Annotated in this window: 14 protein-coding genes; 2 read left to right on the forward strand and 12 right to left on the reverse strand. The window is 45.5% G+C overall.

Annotation, left to right across the window (positions count from 1 at the left end; translation table 11 throughout):
* Window positions 1–110: 110 nt before the first annotated feature.
* The 10 genes from QUB56_RS08765 to QUB56_RS08810 all read right to left on the reverse strand — a co-directional run bounded on the left by QUB56_RS08765 (window position 111) and on the right by QUB56_RS08810 (window position 12,868).
* Window positions 111–470 (reverse strand): IS630 transposase-related protein, encoded by a 360-nt coding sequence (locus QUB56_RS08765; protein WP_332954762.1) that lies wholly within the window; start codon window positions 468–470, stop codon window positions 111–113.
* A gap of 614 nt (window positions 471–1,084) precedes the next feature.
* Window positions 1,085–1,228, reverse strand: coding sequence for a hypothetical protein (locus QUB56_RS08770; RefSeq protein ID WP_332954763.1), 144 nt, complete (start codon window positions 1,226–1,228; stop codon window positions 1,085–1,087).
* Window positions 1,229–1,406: 178 nt separating this feature from the next.
* A complete protein-coding gene (locus QUB56_RS08775; RefSeq protein ID WP_332954764.1) occupies window positions 1,407–2,870 on the reverse strand; it encodes a methyl-accepting chemotaxis protein in 1,464 nt (487 codons plus the stop codon).
* Window positions 2,871–3,373: 503 nt separating this feature from the next.
* On the reverse strand, window positions 3,374–4,489 hold the full coding sequence (locus QUB56_RS08780) for a chemotaxis protein CheW (RefSeq protein WP_332954765.1): 1,116 nt from the start codon (window positions 4,487–4,489) through the stop codon (window positions 3,374–3,376).
* Between the two features lie 119 nt (window positions 4,490–4,608).
* Complete coding sequence (locus QUB56_RS08785; protein ID WP_332954766.1) at window positions 4,609–6,276, reverse strand: CheR family methyltransferase; 1,668 nt, start codon at window positions 6,274–6,276, stop codon at window positions 4,609–4,611.
* Between the two features lie 315 nt (window positions 6,277–6,591).
* Window positions 6,592–8,358, reverse strand: coding sequence for a R3H domain-containing nucleic acid-binding protein (locus tag QUB56_RS08790; RefSeq protein ID WP_332954799.1), 1,767 nt, complete (start codon window positions 8,356–8,358; stop codon window positions 6,592–6,594).
* A 143-nt stretch (window positions 8,359–8,501) separates the two neighbouring features.
* Window positions 8,502–9,653: a circadian clock protein LdpA gene (gene ldpA / locus QUB56_RS08795; protein WP_332954767.1), complete on the reverse strand. Its 1,152-nt coding sequence runs from the start codon at window positions 9,651–9,653 to the stop codon at window positions 8,502–8,504.
* A gap of 279 nt (window positions 9,654–9,932) precedes the next feature.
* Complete coding sequence (locus tag QUB56_RS08800; RefSeq protein WP_332954768.1) at window positions 9,933–10,571, reverse strand: O-antigen ligase family protein; 639 nt, start codon at window positions 10,569–10,571, stop codon at window positions 9,933–9,935.
* A 113-nt stretch (window positions 10,572–10,684) separates the two neighbouring features.
* The gene (locus QUB56_RS08805; protein WP_332954769.1) at window positions 10,685–12,007 is read right to left on the reverse strand and encodes a four-carbon acid sugar kinase family protein; all 1,323 of its coding nucleotides are present in this window, start codon (window positions 12,005–12,007) and stop codon (window positions 10,685–10,687) included.
* A 210-nt stretch (window positions 12,008–12,217) separates the two neighbouring features.
* Window positions 12,218–12,868 carry a hypothetical protein gene (locus QUB56_RS08810; RefSeq protein ID WP_332954770.1) on the reverse strand — a complete coding sequence of 217 codons (651 nt, stop codon included), beginning with the start codon at window positions 12,866–12,868 and terminating at the stop codon, window positions 12,218–12,220.
* A gap of 96 nt (window positions 12,869–12,964) precedes the next feature.
* On the opposite strand from QUB56_RS08810, the gene QUB56_RS08815 reads away from it, so the two are divergent.
* Window positions 12,965–14,137, forward strand: coding sequence for an IscS subfamily cysteine desulfurase (locus QUB56_RS08815; protein WP_332954771.1), 1,173 nt, complete (start codon window positions 12,965–12,967; stop codon window positions 14,135–14,137).
* 133 nt (window positions 14,138–14,270) lie between these two features.
* On the opposite strand, the gene QUB56_RS08820 is transcribed toward QUB56_RS08815, so the two are convergent.
* Together QUB56_RS08820 and QUB56_RS08825 are read right to left on the reverse strand one after the other, a co-directional pair.
* On the reverse strand, window positions 14,271–15,293 hold the full coding sequence (locus tag QUB56_RS08820; RefSeq protein WP_445243321.1) for a glycosyltransferase family 2 protein: 1,023 nt from the start codon (window positions 15,291–15,293) through the stop codon (window positions 14,271–14,273).
* Between the two features lie 153 nt (window positions 15,294–15,446).
* Complete coding sequence (locus QUB56_RS08825; RefSeq protein ID WP_332954772.1) at window positions 15,447–16,184, reverse strand: C40 family peptidase; 738 nt, start codon at window positions 16,182–16,184, stop codon at window positions 15,447–15,449.
* Between the two features lie 95 nt (window positions 16,185–16,279).
* On the opposite strand from QUB56_RS08825, the gene QUB56_RS08830 reads away from it, so the two are divergent.
* Window positions 16,280–17,218 (forward strand): serine hydrolase, encoded by a 939-nt coding sequence (locus QUB56_RS08830; protein WP_332954773.1) that lies wholly within the window; start codon window positions 16,280–16,282, stop codon window positions 17,216–17,218.
* The last annotated feature ends 85 nt before the right edge of the window (window positions 17,219–17,303 follow it).

The following is a 17,303-nucleotide window of genomic DNA, read 5'->3' on the forward strand; positions in this document are numbered from 1 at the left end:
AACAAAATGCCCATTTCATCCAAAAATATGAGATTGTTCTGGTCGATGTTTTTCACCTAATCCCAATCAGGAGCACCTCACAATTTGCAATCGTTCCCTCGCCAGACTGACTACTGCGTATTGTTTTTTTTTCTGGTCAAATTTTGTTTTTTGAGTTCGCGACACATCATACTAGGGCTGACAGACTGGTTGTGCGTCGATAGCCAATATTCACAATATTCTGACAATGTGCTATCAGGATATTTTTCCACCATCTCGGTCAATTGAGTTGTGTGCGAGTGTAACACACTTTTAAGGCTTCCACCTTGTTTTTTGGGTTGAACATGACCAGTAAATTGTTTTTGTTTCAATAGTTTCTGGACAAAGCCTTTACTCACATCAAATTGGGCAGCTATTTTCCGAATCGATGTATCACCTTGTTCATAAGCTTTAACTATTTTTTCACGAAACTCGATCGAATAAGCTTTCATTTTTTGGCGCTGAGCTACTTAGTTTAGTGTACCACATTTACATGGGATATGCTGTAGATTTATCCAGGTTTGAGCTTTATAGTTAATTAAAACTAACCCCTACGAGCTTGGTTTTGCAGTTGGCAATCAGGAATATTTTTTATATTTGTCCGGCCATAATCTAAGCGCATTCGCTCGTTACCTTTCTCCTTTATGTAACGCCCCTGCATATAATATGGCTTGACTCCTATCATTGATGAAAATATGGTTTGCATTCGCTCAACCCCTATTTTATAAGTTGAATTAGTTTCTGGGTTTACTTTATTTCTCTCTCTACATCTAATCATTTCATGAAAAGGGGGATATTTGCGGAGGCACAAAATATGGTCACTGATATTTTTCAAACTGTTACGGCTGGAGGCGACACTTTCACCAAGGTGACTCAATGCTAAGGTTTGCAGTGCTGCTGCAGAAGAAAAAATTCCCTACCAGCCTACAAGAGATACTGGAATCAAGGTACTTAAAATTATGAGCAGCAGTAGTCGGTGTTTAATTTTTTTGAAAAATATATCCGTCATTAAAAATTGATAATGAATAATGGATGATTGGGAATTAGTAATTAATCTTGCTTATTCCTACACTGCTGATTTGAGATTTTGGGCTGCTTGATTTAGGTATTCGGTGCCGACTTTTACTTGAGAAATGTCGATGGCAGTTTCCTGACTTACTAGGTTGAGATAGTTGACGGCTTCAACTACATCCTGAATCGCGATCGCCAAAACAATCGCTTTAATTTTCCACTACTAATTAAAATTCTAACTGAGCGCTCATACCATTTGAGATTTGAGATTTGAGATTAAAGAGTTGAATCATGGGGAATGAGTAATGAGTATTGGGGTTTGGATCGCGGGCTTACAGTTGCATTCTTTTTTGAAACTATCAGATCTGCTCGCTCTTCTAAATAATTGCTTTTAAATCTAAAGCAGCTTCATTCAATTTTTGAGTGCCGACTTTAGTTTGAGTGATACCGGAAGCTGTTTGTGCCGCTGCTTGGTTGAGAGAGTTCATAGCATCCACCACTTGTTCGATCGCAACCGCTTGCTGTTTGGCATTCAGCGAAACTTGCTGAGAGCTCAAAACCACGTTGTTAATTGCATTAGCCACTCCGGCAAATGCCGCAGCGGTTTCTGATGCAATATTCACCCCAGATTCCACAGTTTTAGTTCCTTCGTCTGTCACCATTACCGTTGAATTAATCGCTTTCTGAATATCAGCAACTAACTGATTAATTTGGGTAGCAGATTTTTTACTGCGATCGGAAAGTTTGCGAATTTCTGATGCCACAACGCCGAACCCCTTGCCGTGTTCGCCCGCCCGTACTGCTTCCACCGCAGCATTTAGCGCTAACATATTAGTTTGATTTGCCAAATCGCTAACTAGAGATGAGATATTGCCAATGCGATCGGTTTGCTCGCTCAACTGCATAATTTGCCCTTGCATATCTTCCACTTTAGTTTTCAGCGTTGCCATTGCTTTTAAAGTTTCTTCGACAGCTTTTGTACCTACGCCAGCTAAATTTAAAGCTTGCATTGCTTGAGATGCGGCAGTTTCTATCTGCTCGGAAGTCGCCCTAGAAGATGCGCCCAATTCGTCCATCGTCGTAGTAGTTTGATTAACTGAAGCTGCTTGCTGGCTTGCCATGCGTTCCTGTTCTTCAACTGTTGCTGCAATCTCAGTGGAAGAACTGGCGATCGAACTAATTGCGCGATCGATAGTTGCAACAATTCCTGACGAGATCAGCCAAGCCATACCCGCACCAAACAGCACTAACAGCACCGAACCAACCAGCAGGGTCGATACCAAAAAGGTTAAAGCTTCCTTCGTCATTTTCGTTTTTTGGTTAACCAGACTTAATTCTCTTTCCCGAAATTCCTGGTTCACTTTTAAAAAGTCATTTACTACATTTTTGTACTTGTTTGTATTAAATACAGCGATGGCTGTCGCTGTCTGATTTTGCAGCACTAAGCGAACAATGTCTTCGTTAGAACCATCATAATATTGCTTGACTAGCTCTCGCATCCTCTGCAAACGAATTCTCTGTTCGGGATCTTTAACGTTCGGCGCTACATTATCCGCCGACTGCAGAGCCAACTCTGCACCTGTGTTAAAATCCGTTAAAAAGTCCTGATTTTTATTAATTAAATACCCACGTAGCCCCCGTATCATTTGCTCGGCACCTAGGGATATATTAGTTGTTTCTCCGAGTACGTGCTGTACCCTTTCCGTTTCTTGGAAAGTTTTCAACACCTCATGTGTAGTAGCACTAACTACTACGGGAAACCCTAAGTATATAGCTGCTGGCGCTAGATATCCGAGCAGCATTTTGTTTCTAATGTTTAAATTTTTGAGTTTAGCAAACATCTTTTTTTCCTGAATTTAAGATAGCATTTCCTTTATTAATGTTTTGACCCTGCGATAGTGGTTGGGAGTCCCGCGTTGGCAACTCAAATGAACCGGCGACTTTTGCGATCGATGCCCTGCAGTAACAATAGAAAATAGTATCATAGCAAATTCTGTTCTATTACCCTCTTTTCTTTAGCTTCGGGCGGCGCGGACATCGTTTGTGCAGGTGCGACCCCGATTCGGCGCTAAAATCATGTCCGTCTAAATACTTCTCTGCAGCGCCGCGGTTGCAACAGGACAGAAAAGCCGTCTCAGACAAAAATGATTGCTTGACTTCACTGCGTTGCGTTTGACTGCGCGACATGAAACGCCATGACAAATTATAAGTAATTTGCCGGATCGGAGCTAAAAAAATCTCGTTTTAAACTGATATTTTGCACCATTTTGAGCAAGGTCTAAAATGGTATAACATTGGTGATATGGGCGTAAGTTTAAAAGCTGATTTAGTATAACATCTTTTTTCAAACCTCCTCATCAACAACAACTCCCCCTTTTGTCAGGATTTTCTGCAAGTTGAGAACAGCGATAATTTTTTCTTCGTAAAAAGCGGTAGCCTGCAGATATTCGCGGTTTGCAGAATTTAGTGCAGCAGGAATAGCCGCAAGCTCTGCCACATTTAAATATATAATATTTAAGATTTCCTCAACAACTATACCAACGACCAAATCTTCAATTTCAACAACGATCGCTTGAGAGAGAGATTTTGTATCCGCCGACATATTTAAAACATTCCGAATATCCACTAGCGTCAGAATCTCGCCGCGCAAATTCATATTTCCAATAATGCGATCGGGAGTGCAAGGAACGGGAGTTACTTGGCGAATGTGAGTAAATTCGCGCACTACGTCTAGATTGATGCCAAAGTATTCGCCGTTCAAAACAACCACCGCCAGCGACATATTAGCTGCAGAATTTTCGCGCTCGCCCACTAGCCTCAAATTCTCAGCTCGCTCTCGAAAAATTGCCTTTTGTTCCGGCGTAGCATTCGGACAAAAAACGTGAGGCTGGCTCAAATTTTTAGCATCTTCCGCTAACAATTTTGGCTCTCTCTCTAACTGCAAATTTTTGCCATCTACCTGACCGGCTGACGCCCAAGAGCCTGCACCGCTTGCAGAAACTAGCATTTCTGCCTCTGTTTTGTCGGGAGAATATCGAATTAAACGATCGAGATTGAGCAGCATGATAATATCGGCTTCACAGCGGGCAAATCCCGCTAAAAATTGATGCGACGCCTCTGGCTTGTCTCGCCCGTAAGATAGCTGCGGAGTTATCGCGTCTGCGGGGATATGCTTAACTTCGCTAACTTCATTGACAATGATGGCAACTCGAATTTCTTGCCATTCTATGACGATCGTACTATCTGTGACAGCATACTCGTGCCAAACGTATCCAAAACGGAGATTCAGATCCATCACGGGCAGAACTTCGCCCCGAAGGTCGATCGCCCCAACAATATCTTGAGGTGCTTCTGCAATTGCTGTCAACTCCGGCAGAAAGAAAATTTCCCTAACGTAGCAGGCTTCTACACCCCAGAGAAAACCGTTCTGTTTAAATATAAGATACGGCTTAGTTTCCATATTTACCCTAACACTTTATTTACTAGGAGTTGCGAAAAAAAATCCGGTTTCTACGATCGTATTGGGCGGCGAGGCATCTACAAAGAAACCGGGCTTTTAGCTTCTGGGCGTCACTTTTGTTAGCTAGATAATTTTACCAATTTGTTTTTCACATCCATCAATACTTCACTCGCTGTCATTTTTCCCTCCTGCCCGATCGGACTATTTGGCGGTAGTTTTTTGAGAATATCGCAAGATGAGTTGTACATTTTTATAGCTATATTTAGCTTACCTTCTTTATGGTATATATTCGCGAGTTCTAGATAAGCTGAAACAAAATACGGATCGACATAAATAGCTTTTCTCAAGAAAAATTTAGCTCTTTCCAAGTCACCCTGTTCTTCGGCTATCTGAGCTTTCAAATAATAAGGAAATACTGACATAGCATCTGCTTTGCTAGCTCGCTTGCAGTGTTCGATCGCCTGAGAATACTTACCTAAATTTGCATAAATTTGCGCCAACAAATAATTAGCTTCAAAAGTCTGACTTTCGAGGGATAGCGCCTGTTGTGCCTTGTCAATCGCCTCAATATAGTCTTTATTCTTCAAGCATTTTTTTGCTTCTAAAATTAGCATTAAATAAGTTGTTGGCTCTTTTTTTTCTTCGGGTATGGAATTTGAAAATGAGCCATCTTTACCCGTCCAATCTCCCTCCACATAGCGAGTTCCCACCATCTTGACCAACCCAGTATCTGGTGTTAACCGCGACCCCCTATCCGCCAAATTGCTCTTAGCAAAACTAGCTAGCACGGTTCGCCTCGGTAGCAACTGACGGCTGTCGCAGTCAACGGACCCTCCCTTTCCTGATTCCCGAAACGTCCCGGAGGGCTTGGATGCTGATGCAATCAAAGACTCTCTTTTAACTGGTTCCTCGCCTGAGACATTCTTGGCTTGATAAACAACTGACTCCGGGAAAACCCTTGCTTGAAAATCTTGCATCACGTGATTGTGAACTTCAGCGTGACCAGTCATTAAATATCCTCCAGGTCTCAGGGTCTTGGCAAACTTTTTCAATACCTGTGAAATGTATTGATGTTCAAAATAAACAAAAACATTTCTGCACACTATCAAATCCATGTTATTAATATCTGTGGAATCATTCGGGTAATTATCTGTCACTAAATTTACACAGCTAAAGGTGACTAATTTGCGCAAATTTCTGTCGATCTTCCACTCTATTTTACCCTTTTCAAAATACCGCCTTTGCAGTTCCGGGTCAACCAAGCGAAACGACCACATGCTGTAAATTCCTCGCTGCGCTTTTTCTATTACTTCTTGATTGATATCAGTACCTAAAACTAAAATTTGCCAGTTTTCCCAATCAGGAATTAGCTGTTTTAAAATAATAGCTAAAGAATAAGGTTCTTCACCCGTCGAGCAGCCGGCACTCCAGATTCGCAGTGTTGGCTTTATTCCGGATGTCTCGTGCAATTTTCTTTTGTGAGCGATCAATTCAGGGAAAATAACTTTTTCCAGGAGCGAAAACTGTCCTTTGTCCCGCATGAAATAACTTTCGTTGGTTGTCAGCAGCAACGCAAGTTCGCGCCATTCGGTTTGACTCTCCCGACCGGGAGCGGCTAACATTTGATAATACTTCTCGGGCAAGGCTATTTTTACAGCTTTCATCCGAGTCAAAAGTTTTTGAGATAAAGCCGAGCGATCTTGCGGGCGAATTTGTAAACCCATGTGAGTCGCAATTAATTGAATAAATTGCTGAATTTGTGCATCATTCATATTAACTTTCGTCAATGTATTTAGGTATAATCTGCTGTTATCTGGAATTGGTAATAGGGGATTGGCTAAACCTGGGAGTAGATCGCACTCATAAAAAATATACTAACGCAAATAATCTCATGTCCGCTCGATCGACGCCAAAATTCATGCCGGGGGGGGTTGACGCTTAGCTGCTGCCCTTGTTAATAGATCGGGCGTCAACCCCCCGACAAAAATTATCGTGAATTTAGCCGACACGATCTCAAAGGCCAAAGGTAGAAAACAGAAGCCAGGAAAAAATTCTGCCGTTTGCTTTCTACCTTCTGCCTTCAAAGAGACAAATCTGCAACTTTAAGCTGGATAAATGCGCAGGCGGCGATTTGGTTCTTCCCCAAAACTGTGGGATTTCAGGTGATAGTGTTCCACAAGTTCGTGCTGCATTTTGCGGACGTTAGGAGAACGGGGCAGGAGTTCCACCGGCTGTCCCTTGGGAATGACAATTTGCTCTACTGCCAAGCGGGTTTCTTCGAGAGCTTCGAGCTCGTCAGAAGAACCGCTGCGGGCGAATAAGGCGAGGTCTGCCACTTCCGGGGTGCCCGGGTCATCCATGTCCAACAGGCGCCGCAAAGCTCTCGCTACGTGGGGAATAGTGCCGGCCTTAATTGTGTGCAGGGGAACTTGGCGAGTTTTGGCCAAGTGCCTCAATTTCGACTGGTTCCGAACGTTCGATCGCAAAGCCAAAACCACGTCAGCACTCTCAATATCCTTCGTCAGCAGCACCGGCAGGTTCAGGGTAGAAATCACCTGTTCGAGCTGGTGGCGAGCTATGCCGTAAGGATAAACGTGGAGGGGCAAATCTTCGCCGTTAGGGCCGACATTCTGGGAAAAACGTCCGGCCTGGGCTACGGGTTCGATGGCCAGGGATTCTTCGAGCAGTTGCTCGAAATACCGAGTCTCAGAAACCGGCGCGCTCTTGGCAGGGAAGTTCTCGCCTGGAGCGGGCATCGGCACCATTTTGCCAGCACTGCGCCACCCTGAGATCGGTGTGACGGGCCGGATTGGCGATACAGCAGCCTGGCCGCTGGAAGCTGCCATCCCCGGAAACCGGGCGGGGGGAGCGGGCGACTCGCGCTCGATGATTACTTCTCCAGTCTCGCTGACACTTCTGATTTGCTGGTGCGGTTCGCGTCCCCGCAGCAGAGTGTCGATCGAATCTGCCACTCGCTCGTGTATTACCCAGCGCTGGCGTTCCAGCATTTCGACGGCAATTTCAAAAGTTGGCGGTGCTTTGCGCTCCAAAACCGTCTTTTGAGAACCGCGGCGCCTTGCTTCGTCATCTCCCAGCGTCACCGCTTGGATGCCCCCAATTAAATCTGCCAGAGTCGGGTTTTTCATCAAGTTTTCGAGCCGGTTCCCGTGGGCGGTACCGACCAACTGCACGCCCCTTTCGGCGATCGTCCGAGCCGCCAAAGCTTCGAGTTCCGTGCCGATTTCGTCAATCACGATCACTTGAGGCATATGGTTTTCCACTGCTTCGATCATGACTTGGTGCTGGAGTTCGGGACGGGAAACTTGCATTCTGCGTGCTCTGCCGATGGCTGGGTGGGGAATATCTCCATCTCCAGCAATTTCGTTGGAGGTGTCGATGATTACCACCCGTTTTTCTAAGTCATCGGCGAGTACCCGGGCGATTTCGCGCAGGGCCGTGGTTTTTCCGACTCCGGGGCGGCCGAGCATCAAAATTGACTGACCGGTTTCCACCAAATCGCGGATAATGCCGATCGTCCCGAACACAGCGCGGCCTACCCTCAAAGTCAAGCCGATTATCTCGCCGCTGCGGTTGCGTAGGGCGCTAATTCGGTGCAGGGTTTGCTCGATACCGGCTCGGTTGTCGCCGCCGAAGTGGCCGACTCGCTCGATGCAATAGTTGAGGTGTGCCTTGGAAATCGGCGTTTGGGAAAGAGGTTCGGCCAAGGATGGAAAACGAGCTTCAGGTTGACGGCCCAAATCCATGACAATCTCAATGAGATTGTTGCGCTGCGGGTGCTGCTCTAAGGGCTGCCGGATCTCATCTGGCACGATGTCTAATAATCTGTTGAGGTCGTCTGTAATCTGCATTCGCCTCGATGTGTTCGGTGACTTTTTCAACTTTTTAGTCATTAGTCATTAGTCATTAGTCATTAGTCATTAGTCATTAGTACCCATGCCCAATGCCCTGCGCGGGCCTGTTTGGCCAATGCCCAATTCCGAATTCCCAATGACTAAAATTCTTTGAGCTGGGAAACTAAAGAACAAGCTAAACTCACGGCCTCCGAGAGAAGTTCTGGGACGGCTTCGAGCTGAGGTAGCCGAGATGTTTGAACTCCGGCTTTTGACCGCGCGGCTGCCACCGGAACGGCATAGGCTCGATCGGTCTGCATTGTTTCTAATTGTTCTAAAATTGGCGATAGCAATACCCTGGCATAGCTGCCGTAAGCTACACCTGCAATGTATGGAACAGGGGGAACTGACAAATTTTTCCCGCCATCCTTCATCAGTCCCTCGGCTCTGAGCTTGCTGACAGTGTGAGCATTAGTGCCGCCTGCAAGTTGCACGTATCCCGGCAACTGGGCAGCCAAAACTTTTTGACCGAGTTTGACCGCGGCTCTAGTAGTTCCTGTTCCGATATCTCCGCTCATTGGCCTACCGTCGGTTTGCCAAATTAGGGGACAAGGAAGGGGGGAAATTATTTGATATAGTGTCCGCAAATAATCAATCAAACCGTCTCCATCGGGGCAACTAATTGCTATTACCTTGAGTTGACCGACCCAGGGAGCTATGCTCGACCAAAGTCGCCCAAAATCTGCCTCTCTGCCTACTTGCGTGTGGATTTCTAGGGCGTCGGCACCGGATTGCAAGATTAAAGGTGCGATCGCGGCGGGAGCAGACACGTAAGAACGAGTATAAATCAGTTGGCTCGGACAAATCGGCAGACAGCGACCGCAGCCATAGCACTGCTGGTCTATCACCCCGGAAAAACCACTGCCAGCCCTCTGAAAAACTATTGCTTCGGCTGGACATATTTTTTCGCACGGCCGCCAGCAGTCCGCCGGACAATCGGCTGGGTTGAATTCGGCTTTGCGAAAATGCGGGTCTTCCCCATCATTTAAACTCACCATCAGCAACGGCAACCCTTTGCCGCCAAACCTGCGGTTTTGAGTTCTTGCCTGTAATTCGCTGGCCACTTGTAGGGCTTCTTTCGCTGCTGCGACGGCGGCGGGATCTGCCGCGACATCGATACAGTCAGCGCCTGCTAAGGTGTAAGCCAAGGTGAGATTCCGTACAGCCGGTAGGTGCTGAAAGCTCGCCCCACAGATCAGCTTGAACCAATGGCCACCTTTTAATGAGTTTAGGGGATGATAATGTTCTGTCACCCTTATATGTTAATCCTTTCACCTAAAAATTACGAGGCAAAAATTTGTCCTGAGTTTTCCGACTCAGCCAGGTACCAGTATCAAAACGCTACCGATAGGAGTGGGACTTGGGGGGTCAGCCCTAGATGTGGAGTATCGAGCATGACTTTTTTGGCAATCTAATTTTTTTAAGAGTTTTTGTTACGAGTACGCTTTTTAATTTTTGGCTGAGGTTTTAATTGCAGGCAGACTTATAATAATATCATTTGTTAGGGGTGGGTGCAAGATAAAAGCCGACTATTATTGCAGGATTGAGAGTTTTGGACTCGGAAAACTCGATTCGGAGCCATCTAGCGCTAACCATTGCACCTGCGCGTATTGAGCGCACTCAAACCACGGCAGAATGAAAGTTAAATAGCCGATCGCCACTGCTGATAGGTCGGTATTTAGGGACACGATCGCACTGTGCAAGCAATATCCCCACAAAGCAAAAATTGCGATCGCACCCAGAATGCCTGTAGAAATAGCAGTATCTAAAATCCAATTGTGAGCTTTATAACTCGGTATTATTTCAGTGCTAACCTGTCCGTTTGGGGCAATACAATCATAAGAAAATTGACCTAAATTCACAATTTCAGGAACCTTATTGGGATTGGCGACGAAAGGATATGCGATGCCAAATCCGTTAAAACCCCAGCCAAAGAGAGGCCGTTTTTGAATCCCGCGCACAGCAATTTCCCACAAAGGCGATCGGCTCGACATTACTTGTGCAACAGATACCCGATTCCCCTCCAGAGGTCTCGTAAAAGTCATCGCACTAATTGCCACTAAGCCGAGCGCAAGAGCGGGAATTAATTGTTTGTAATATTGCCGTCCCAATAAGTAAGATAGTGATATAATTAAAGATAAAATTGCTGTGCAAGTGTTGGTAAATAGCAAAGCGTGGAGAAATCATATTTTAGTAATGGTTGCAATGCGATCGATGTTAGAACCCCGACTTCTTAGAGAAGTCGGGGTTCTGGGTGTTCTGTTTTTTTAGATTTGTCTGCTGATTACTTGCTCAGCCGCTTGTAAACCGTAGCCAAAGCATTGCTATCCCCCACATTTCCCGGAAACAAAACCACAGGTAAATTGGGAAACAGAGGATGGTCGGCTTCGGTTTTTACCACCGAACAACCTGCGATAATTTGACCGATTTGCCTGACACTTTTCAGCGACAAACCTGTACTCAAAACATCATTAGAAGTAATGCCGCCCTTGCTAATCAAAAACCCGATATCTGCAGGCAGTCCCCGCACGATATCCATCAATAAAGCAGAAACCGCTTCTCCAAATTTTAACCGGATTTCCGCATTGTCAAATTCGAGTTCTTTGCGGCTGGTATAAATTACAGGCGTTTTGCCATCGCTATGAGCAGTGCGGACTTTTTCGAGAATTTCATCGAGCATTTGGGTGCGATACTCTGGTGAATCTTCTAGCAAGTGAGATACATCTATTTCAATGCTAACTATATTGGGTTCTTTTAACAATTGTTCCAATTGTTCAGTAGTTTTCTTAACGTGGGAACCAACTATTACTGCACCGGGTTTGCCGTCCCTGACGTATTTGGCCATATTGTCGGCTGCGATTGGCTGGGGGCCGAGGTCAGCTAAGGATGTTAAAATACTTGCTGCACTGCGGAATAAAAACTTTTTGCCTTGACTGACTGCTTCGAGAATGAGTTTGGCAAATAGGTCTAAATCGCCTTGGCTTTGGCCGTCAACAACTGCACATTGGTTGTCTGTCATCTGCATGAATCGATCTATACTTCCGTAGCGGATGTCTGCGACTAAAATGCGCTCGACTTCCTCAGCTTTGATGCGACCTTTGGTTTTTTCTTCTACATAGTCTGGCAGGTAACTGTGACTGTAGCCGAAGACTGAATCTTTGGCAAATTCGGTTTCGTGTACTGGTGTCGGGACGCTGTTAACTATTAGGTAGTGCACGCTGTGGCGGGTAATTCTGCCTCCTTCAAAAAAGGCGGGAATTAGAAAATGGGCGTCGAAGGGGCCGAGTTCTTCGGCGATCGCGTCGGTTTCGATGGGATAGTGACCGCGCAGGGTAGAATCGGAACGGCTAACTATTATGAAGTCTGCGATTTTTTCGCTGGCGATCGCCTTTTTGAGATTTTGGCACACTTCCCGGGTGACACTGGCTGCTTTTTCCGGAGTTAGCGATCGAGTATTTGTCAGTATGAAGAAAATTGGGCACTTGTCCTGCAGCCCCAAACGCAGGGTGTCTTCGTCCCAACGTGTCAGCAGCAAGCAACTGTGCACGGTTTGAGAACCTGTCGGATCGTCGTCGAGAACTATAATCTTGGGTTTGGCAGAAGACATACTGACCTGGTTGTTAACGTCACTTTTCCAAGATATCCTTACCTGTTACGTAACAGGAAAAAATTTACAATAATTATGATATTTTTTTAACAATTCTCCTCACTCATAATTTTAAAAATGTCTTTGAGTTCGAGCGGTTCAGTAAGGTGCGTGTTGCTACGGGGTAAGATGCGCGCTCAGGCGTGTACGCTACTAACTTTTGCAATTTTTTTAATTAGCAGCGTTTCGATCTTGCAACTTTTTCATTTCTGCTTGAACTCCCACGGCTACCTGCAAAGCTTCGTTGAGCAATCGCCCTTGTTCGGTGGCTCGATCGCTAATTTGCAGGGAATTCAAAGTTCTCAAATTATTGGCAAACAATTCGGAGTTAGTAGCGACAAATTTTTTGTTTTCCCTGAGAATCCTCTCGGTTTTCAAAGCTCTAACTAAATCCTCTCTGATTAGCTGCAAGGCTTGAATGACTTTTGCTCGATCGCCTATTTTGACTGCCGCATTGCCCGCATCTTCTATCCGATCGTTAATTTCGATCGCTTCGATTATACCATTATAGCGATCGACATCATCAAAAAGATTGATTAAATGTTGGTTTTGGCGGCTGCACTGAATTTTCCACGCATCCTCAAAGATTAAACCGACTATCGCACCGAAGTGGAGGGCGAACCACAACAAATAAGCTCTAGGAAATATGGCAACTAGCAGCCAACAACTGATTAGAACCAAAACAATTAAACCAACTGTTTTCAAAGCTTCGCGGGCAAACTTAGCCGCTGTCGGCGGCCGATATACGCGATCGGGCCCCACGCCGGTCAGGTGCTTGAGTTCACCGACTGTAATTTCTAATCCCTGAATGTCAGCTCGCATAAATCTTGACAAATATTTGTTAATTATAAAGTTTTGTAGTAGAACAAGGGGCTCGTCTACAATAAACCTAGCACTTTTTTCAACCAAAACTCGACTATGTCCGCACGTCCTATATACCTCGACAACCACGCCACAACCCCCGTAGACCAACGTGTACTTGAGGCGATGCTGCCGTATTTCACTGAACAGTTCGGCAACGCAGCCAGCATCAGCCACGTCTACGGCTGGGAAGCAGAAGCAGCGGTTAAACAGTCACGACAAATTTTAGCAGAAGCGATAAATGCTTCCCCCGAAGAAATTGTTTTTACCAGCGGTGCAACCGAAGCAAATAACTTAGCGATTAAAGGTATCGCCGAAGCTTATTTCAGCAAAGGAAAGCACATTATCACAGTAAAAACCGAACACAATGCAATTCTTGACCCCTGTACATATTTGCAAAAATTAGGGTTTGACATTACTGTTTTACCGGTGAAAAGCGACGGGCTGATTGATATAGGCGATTTGATAAAAGCGATTCGGGCCGAGACAATTTTAGTTTCAGTGATGACGGCTAACAACGAAATTGGCGTCATTCAGCCGATCGCAGAAATTGCAGCAATTTGTCGGGGAAATGACATTCTTTTCCACACAGATGCGGCACAGGCGATCGGCAAAATTCCCCTCGACGTAGAGGAGATGAATATCGATCTAATGTCCTTGACAGCCCACAAAATTTACGGGCCAAAAGGCATCGGTGCTCTCTACGTGCGCCGCAACAAACCGAGAGTGCAGCTAGCGCCGCAAATGCACGGAGGAGGCCACGAACGGGGAATGCGATCGGGAACTCTCTACCCACCGCAAATAGTCGGATTTGCCAAAGCAGTAGAATTGGCAATTGCCGAAATGGATTCGGAAACACAACGAGTGGTTAATTTGCGGCAGCGTTTGTGGGAAAATTTGAGTGAATTGGGCGATGTTGTTCTCAACGGTCACGCGACTAAGAGATTGCCGGGGAATCTCAATATTAGTGTAGGTGGCGTTGACGGTCAAGCGTTGATGTTGGGTTTGCAATCTGCGGCGGCAGTTTCTTCGGGATCTGCTTGCACTTCGGCGAAAATATCTCCATCTCATGTTTTAGCAGCGATCGGGCGATCGGACAAATTAGCTTATGCTTCAATTCGGTTTGGTATTGGCCGGTTCAATACCGCAGCAGAAATAGATGCAGTTTCCCAACACGCGATCGCAACTATTCAATCTCTCCGACAAGCTCAAAAAGTCAATCAATTTTAGATTTTAGATTTTAGATTTTAGATGGGAGAATTGAAGATTAGGAAGTAGTTTTGAGTTTTAAGTTTTAAATGATTTAACTTAAAACTCAAAACTTTTCCTCTGTTTATCACTGAGTATAATTCGGATCGACCCCTTATTTAGAACCAAATACCTCGCGCACTCGATAAATCGGCTTTCCCTGCGACTCGTGATAAGTCCGCATCATCACTTCCGCCAACAAACCAAAACAAAATAACTGCACGCCAGTTAACAGCAAAACCACAGCCAAAATCAGCAAAGGACGGTTCCCGATACTTTGACCAAAAGCCAATTTCAGGAAAGACAAATAAATTCCTAAAACCGTTCCCAACGTCATAGAACCCAGTCCCAAAAGTCCAAAAACGTGCATCGGTCGAGTCAGGAACTTTTTCATAAAAGAAATAGTTAACAAATCCATCAACACGCGAAAAGTCCGCCAAATCCCGTACTTACTTTGACCGAAACGGCGGGCGTGATGCCGCACCGGCAGTTCTGCAATCCTCGCCCCTTCAATAAACGCCAAGGCGGGCAAAAAGCGGTGCAATTCCCCGTAGAGATTCAAGTCTGCTACCAACTCGGATTTATAAGCTTTTAAAGAACAGCCGTAGTCGTGCAAAGTTACGCCTGTAACGCGACCAATTAACCAGTTCGCAATTTTAGAAGGAATCAACCGACTAATAGTATTATCCTGCCTATTTTTCCGCCAGCCACTCACTAAATCGTAGCCTTCATTTAACTTTGCCAACAATAGCGGAATATCAGCCGGGTCATTTTGCAAATCGCCGTCTAGGGTAACAATAGCACGACCGCGAGCGCGATCGAAACCTGCCGACATGGCAGCAGTTTGCCCGTAGTTGCGGCGCAAAATTACAGCACAAAGGTCATCGCGACTGCTGGCTAACTGCTGGAGAAGTTCAGCAGAACCGTCCTTAGAACCGTCATCTACACAAATAATTTGATAGCTGAGTCCAGATGGTTGGATAGAAGAGGCGATCGCCTCAATCAAATGAGGCAAACTTTCCACCTCATTATACACCGGCACCACCACCGAAACGTCTAGAACAACCTCAGCGCCCGCCTGCTGTGCAGCCAATTTTTCCAAAAATAATGCAGCGTCCATTTCTTTGTTAGATAACATCAGTAATCATTAGTCATTGGTCATTAGTCATTAGTCATTAGTCATTAGTCATTAGTTAACAGTCAACAGTCAACCATCAACCGTCAACAGCCAACCGTCAACAGTCAACAGTCAACCGTCAACCATCAACCGTCAACCGTCAACCGTCAACAACTAACTAGGTTGATAACTGGCTACAACTTTACCATATCCCCGCAATTGTCGGTAATAAGCTTGACTGACTCGATCGCCATCCTCCGACAAAACATCGATACCGATACCGTTGCGACCTTGTGCTTGTCCCGAACTGTGAATGTAGCGATTATCTCCGAGATACAATCCTACATGAGTGGCTTTTTCCGGCGTACCAAAAAATACTAAATCCCCCGGTTCTAAAGCAGTGATACTAATAGGTTTAGTAAAAGCTTCCTGCTGATAAGCATCCCTCGGCAACCAGATGCCCGCAGCCACAAAAGCAGCTTGCATCAAGCCCGAACAATCATAATTTGGCCCGACTGTACCGCCCCAAAGATAATAATTGGATTGGTGCATAGCCTCACAAGCAAAAGTAATTACAATTGGTAATTTTTTCTTGATGTGGACCTCCGAAAGCACCTGAGGATGATACACTTTTTCTGCCACATCGAGCAACTCCACATCTCGAAGATCCAGCCATCCCGGATAATCATCTTCGCACAGCCGCACCATCACAGCCGTTGTATCCCCCTGAACAAGCGAGTCTATGCCATTTCTCCCCCCTGACCTAAGGGAGGGCTGGGGGGGGTCAACTACGCGCAAATGCCGCCCCAGGGCTGCTTGAGTTGCTAATCGATCGCACTTGGGGGAATCGTAAATATTTATGTGCGATCGCGCCCGGTACTCCAGAACATCAGATAATTGATAATTGGCCATGGCTAATTGCTAATTGTGTGCTGTTAATTGTTCGCATTTAACGATAGATTGCCATTAGCTGCTAGCCGTTAACCGTTAACCGTCAGCCATTAACCATGACATTTTTCCACAAAGACGAACAATTAGAAACCCTCGGCAGTAGCATTATAGACTCCGCATTGTCAGAATTTACAGGATTAAATGGCGATCGTACAGCGATTACCTGGATAGTCTACGATCCGCCGGTGCGAGTCAATACAGGCGGCGCCCTGAGTGCAGAAGAATTTTGGAAATATCAACCGCGAGGTTTTAGCAACCGAGGTTCCGAACGAATTTATCCGGCCAGCATCGTCAAATTATTCTACCTCGTTGCCATCTGGGAATGGGCGCAAAAAGGCATGATTCAAATATCGCCAGAATTAGAACGCGCCGTCCGAGATATGATAGTTGATTCCAGCAACGACGCCACCAGTTTAGTAGTAGACGCCCTCACCGGCACCACCAGCGGCCCAGAATTATCACCAGGCCCCTTTGAAACTTGGAAACAGCAGCGAAACCTCGTCAACCGTTACTTTCAATCATTAGATTGGCCGGAATTACAAAATATTAACGTCAATCAAAAAACCTGGTGTGACGGCCCCTACGGTCGCGAGCGAGCAGTTTTGGGAGAATTAATGGAAAATAGAAATATGCTGACCACAAATGCAGCGGCGCGTTTGCTGCACAGTATAATCGGTGGCGTAGCTGTTTCTGCCCAAGCATCGCAAGAAATGATGGGTTTAATGAAACGCAGTTTAGACCCAGCAGAATTAAAAGCAGATCCTGAAAATCAAGTTACAGGTTTTTTAGGCGGCGGATTGCCAGAAGCAGCAAAATTGTGGTCAAAAGCGGGACTGACAAGTCAAGTTCGTCACGATGCTGCTTATATTGAAGTACCGGGTTTGCGGCCGTATTTATTGGTTGTATTTACAGAAGGGAAAGAGAATAGCAAGAATGAAGAAATTTTACCTTTTATCTCGCGGCAAGTTGTCGAAGCGATGAAAGCACTTAATTAAACTTTAGGTGGTAAATTGACAAAACTTAAAATTTTTGTGGAGCCTGCTATTATGCCAGCGCTAAATTAGGAGCTTCAAGTTACAG

The sequence above is a fragment of the Microcoleus sp. AR_TQ3_B6 genome (assembly GCF_036702785.1).
In the GTDB taxonomy this organism is placed as follows: Bacteria; Cyanobacteriota; Cyanobacteriia; order Cyanobacteriales; family Microcoleaceae; genus Microcoleus.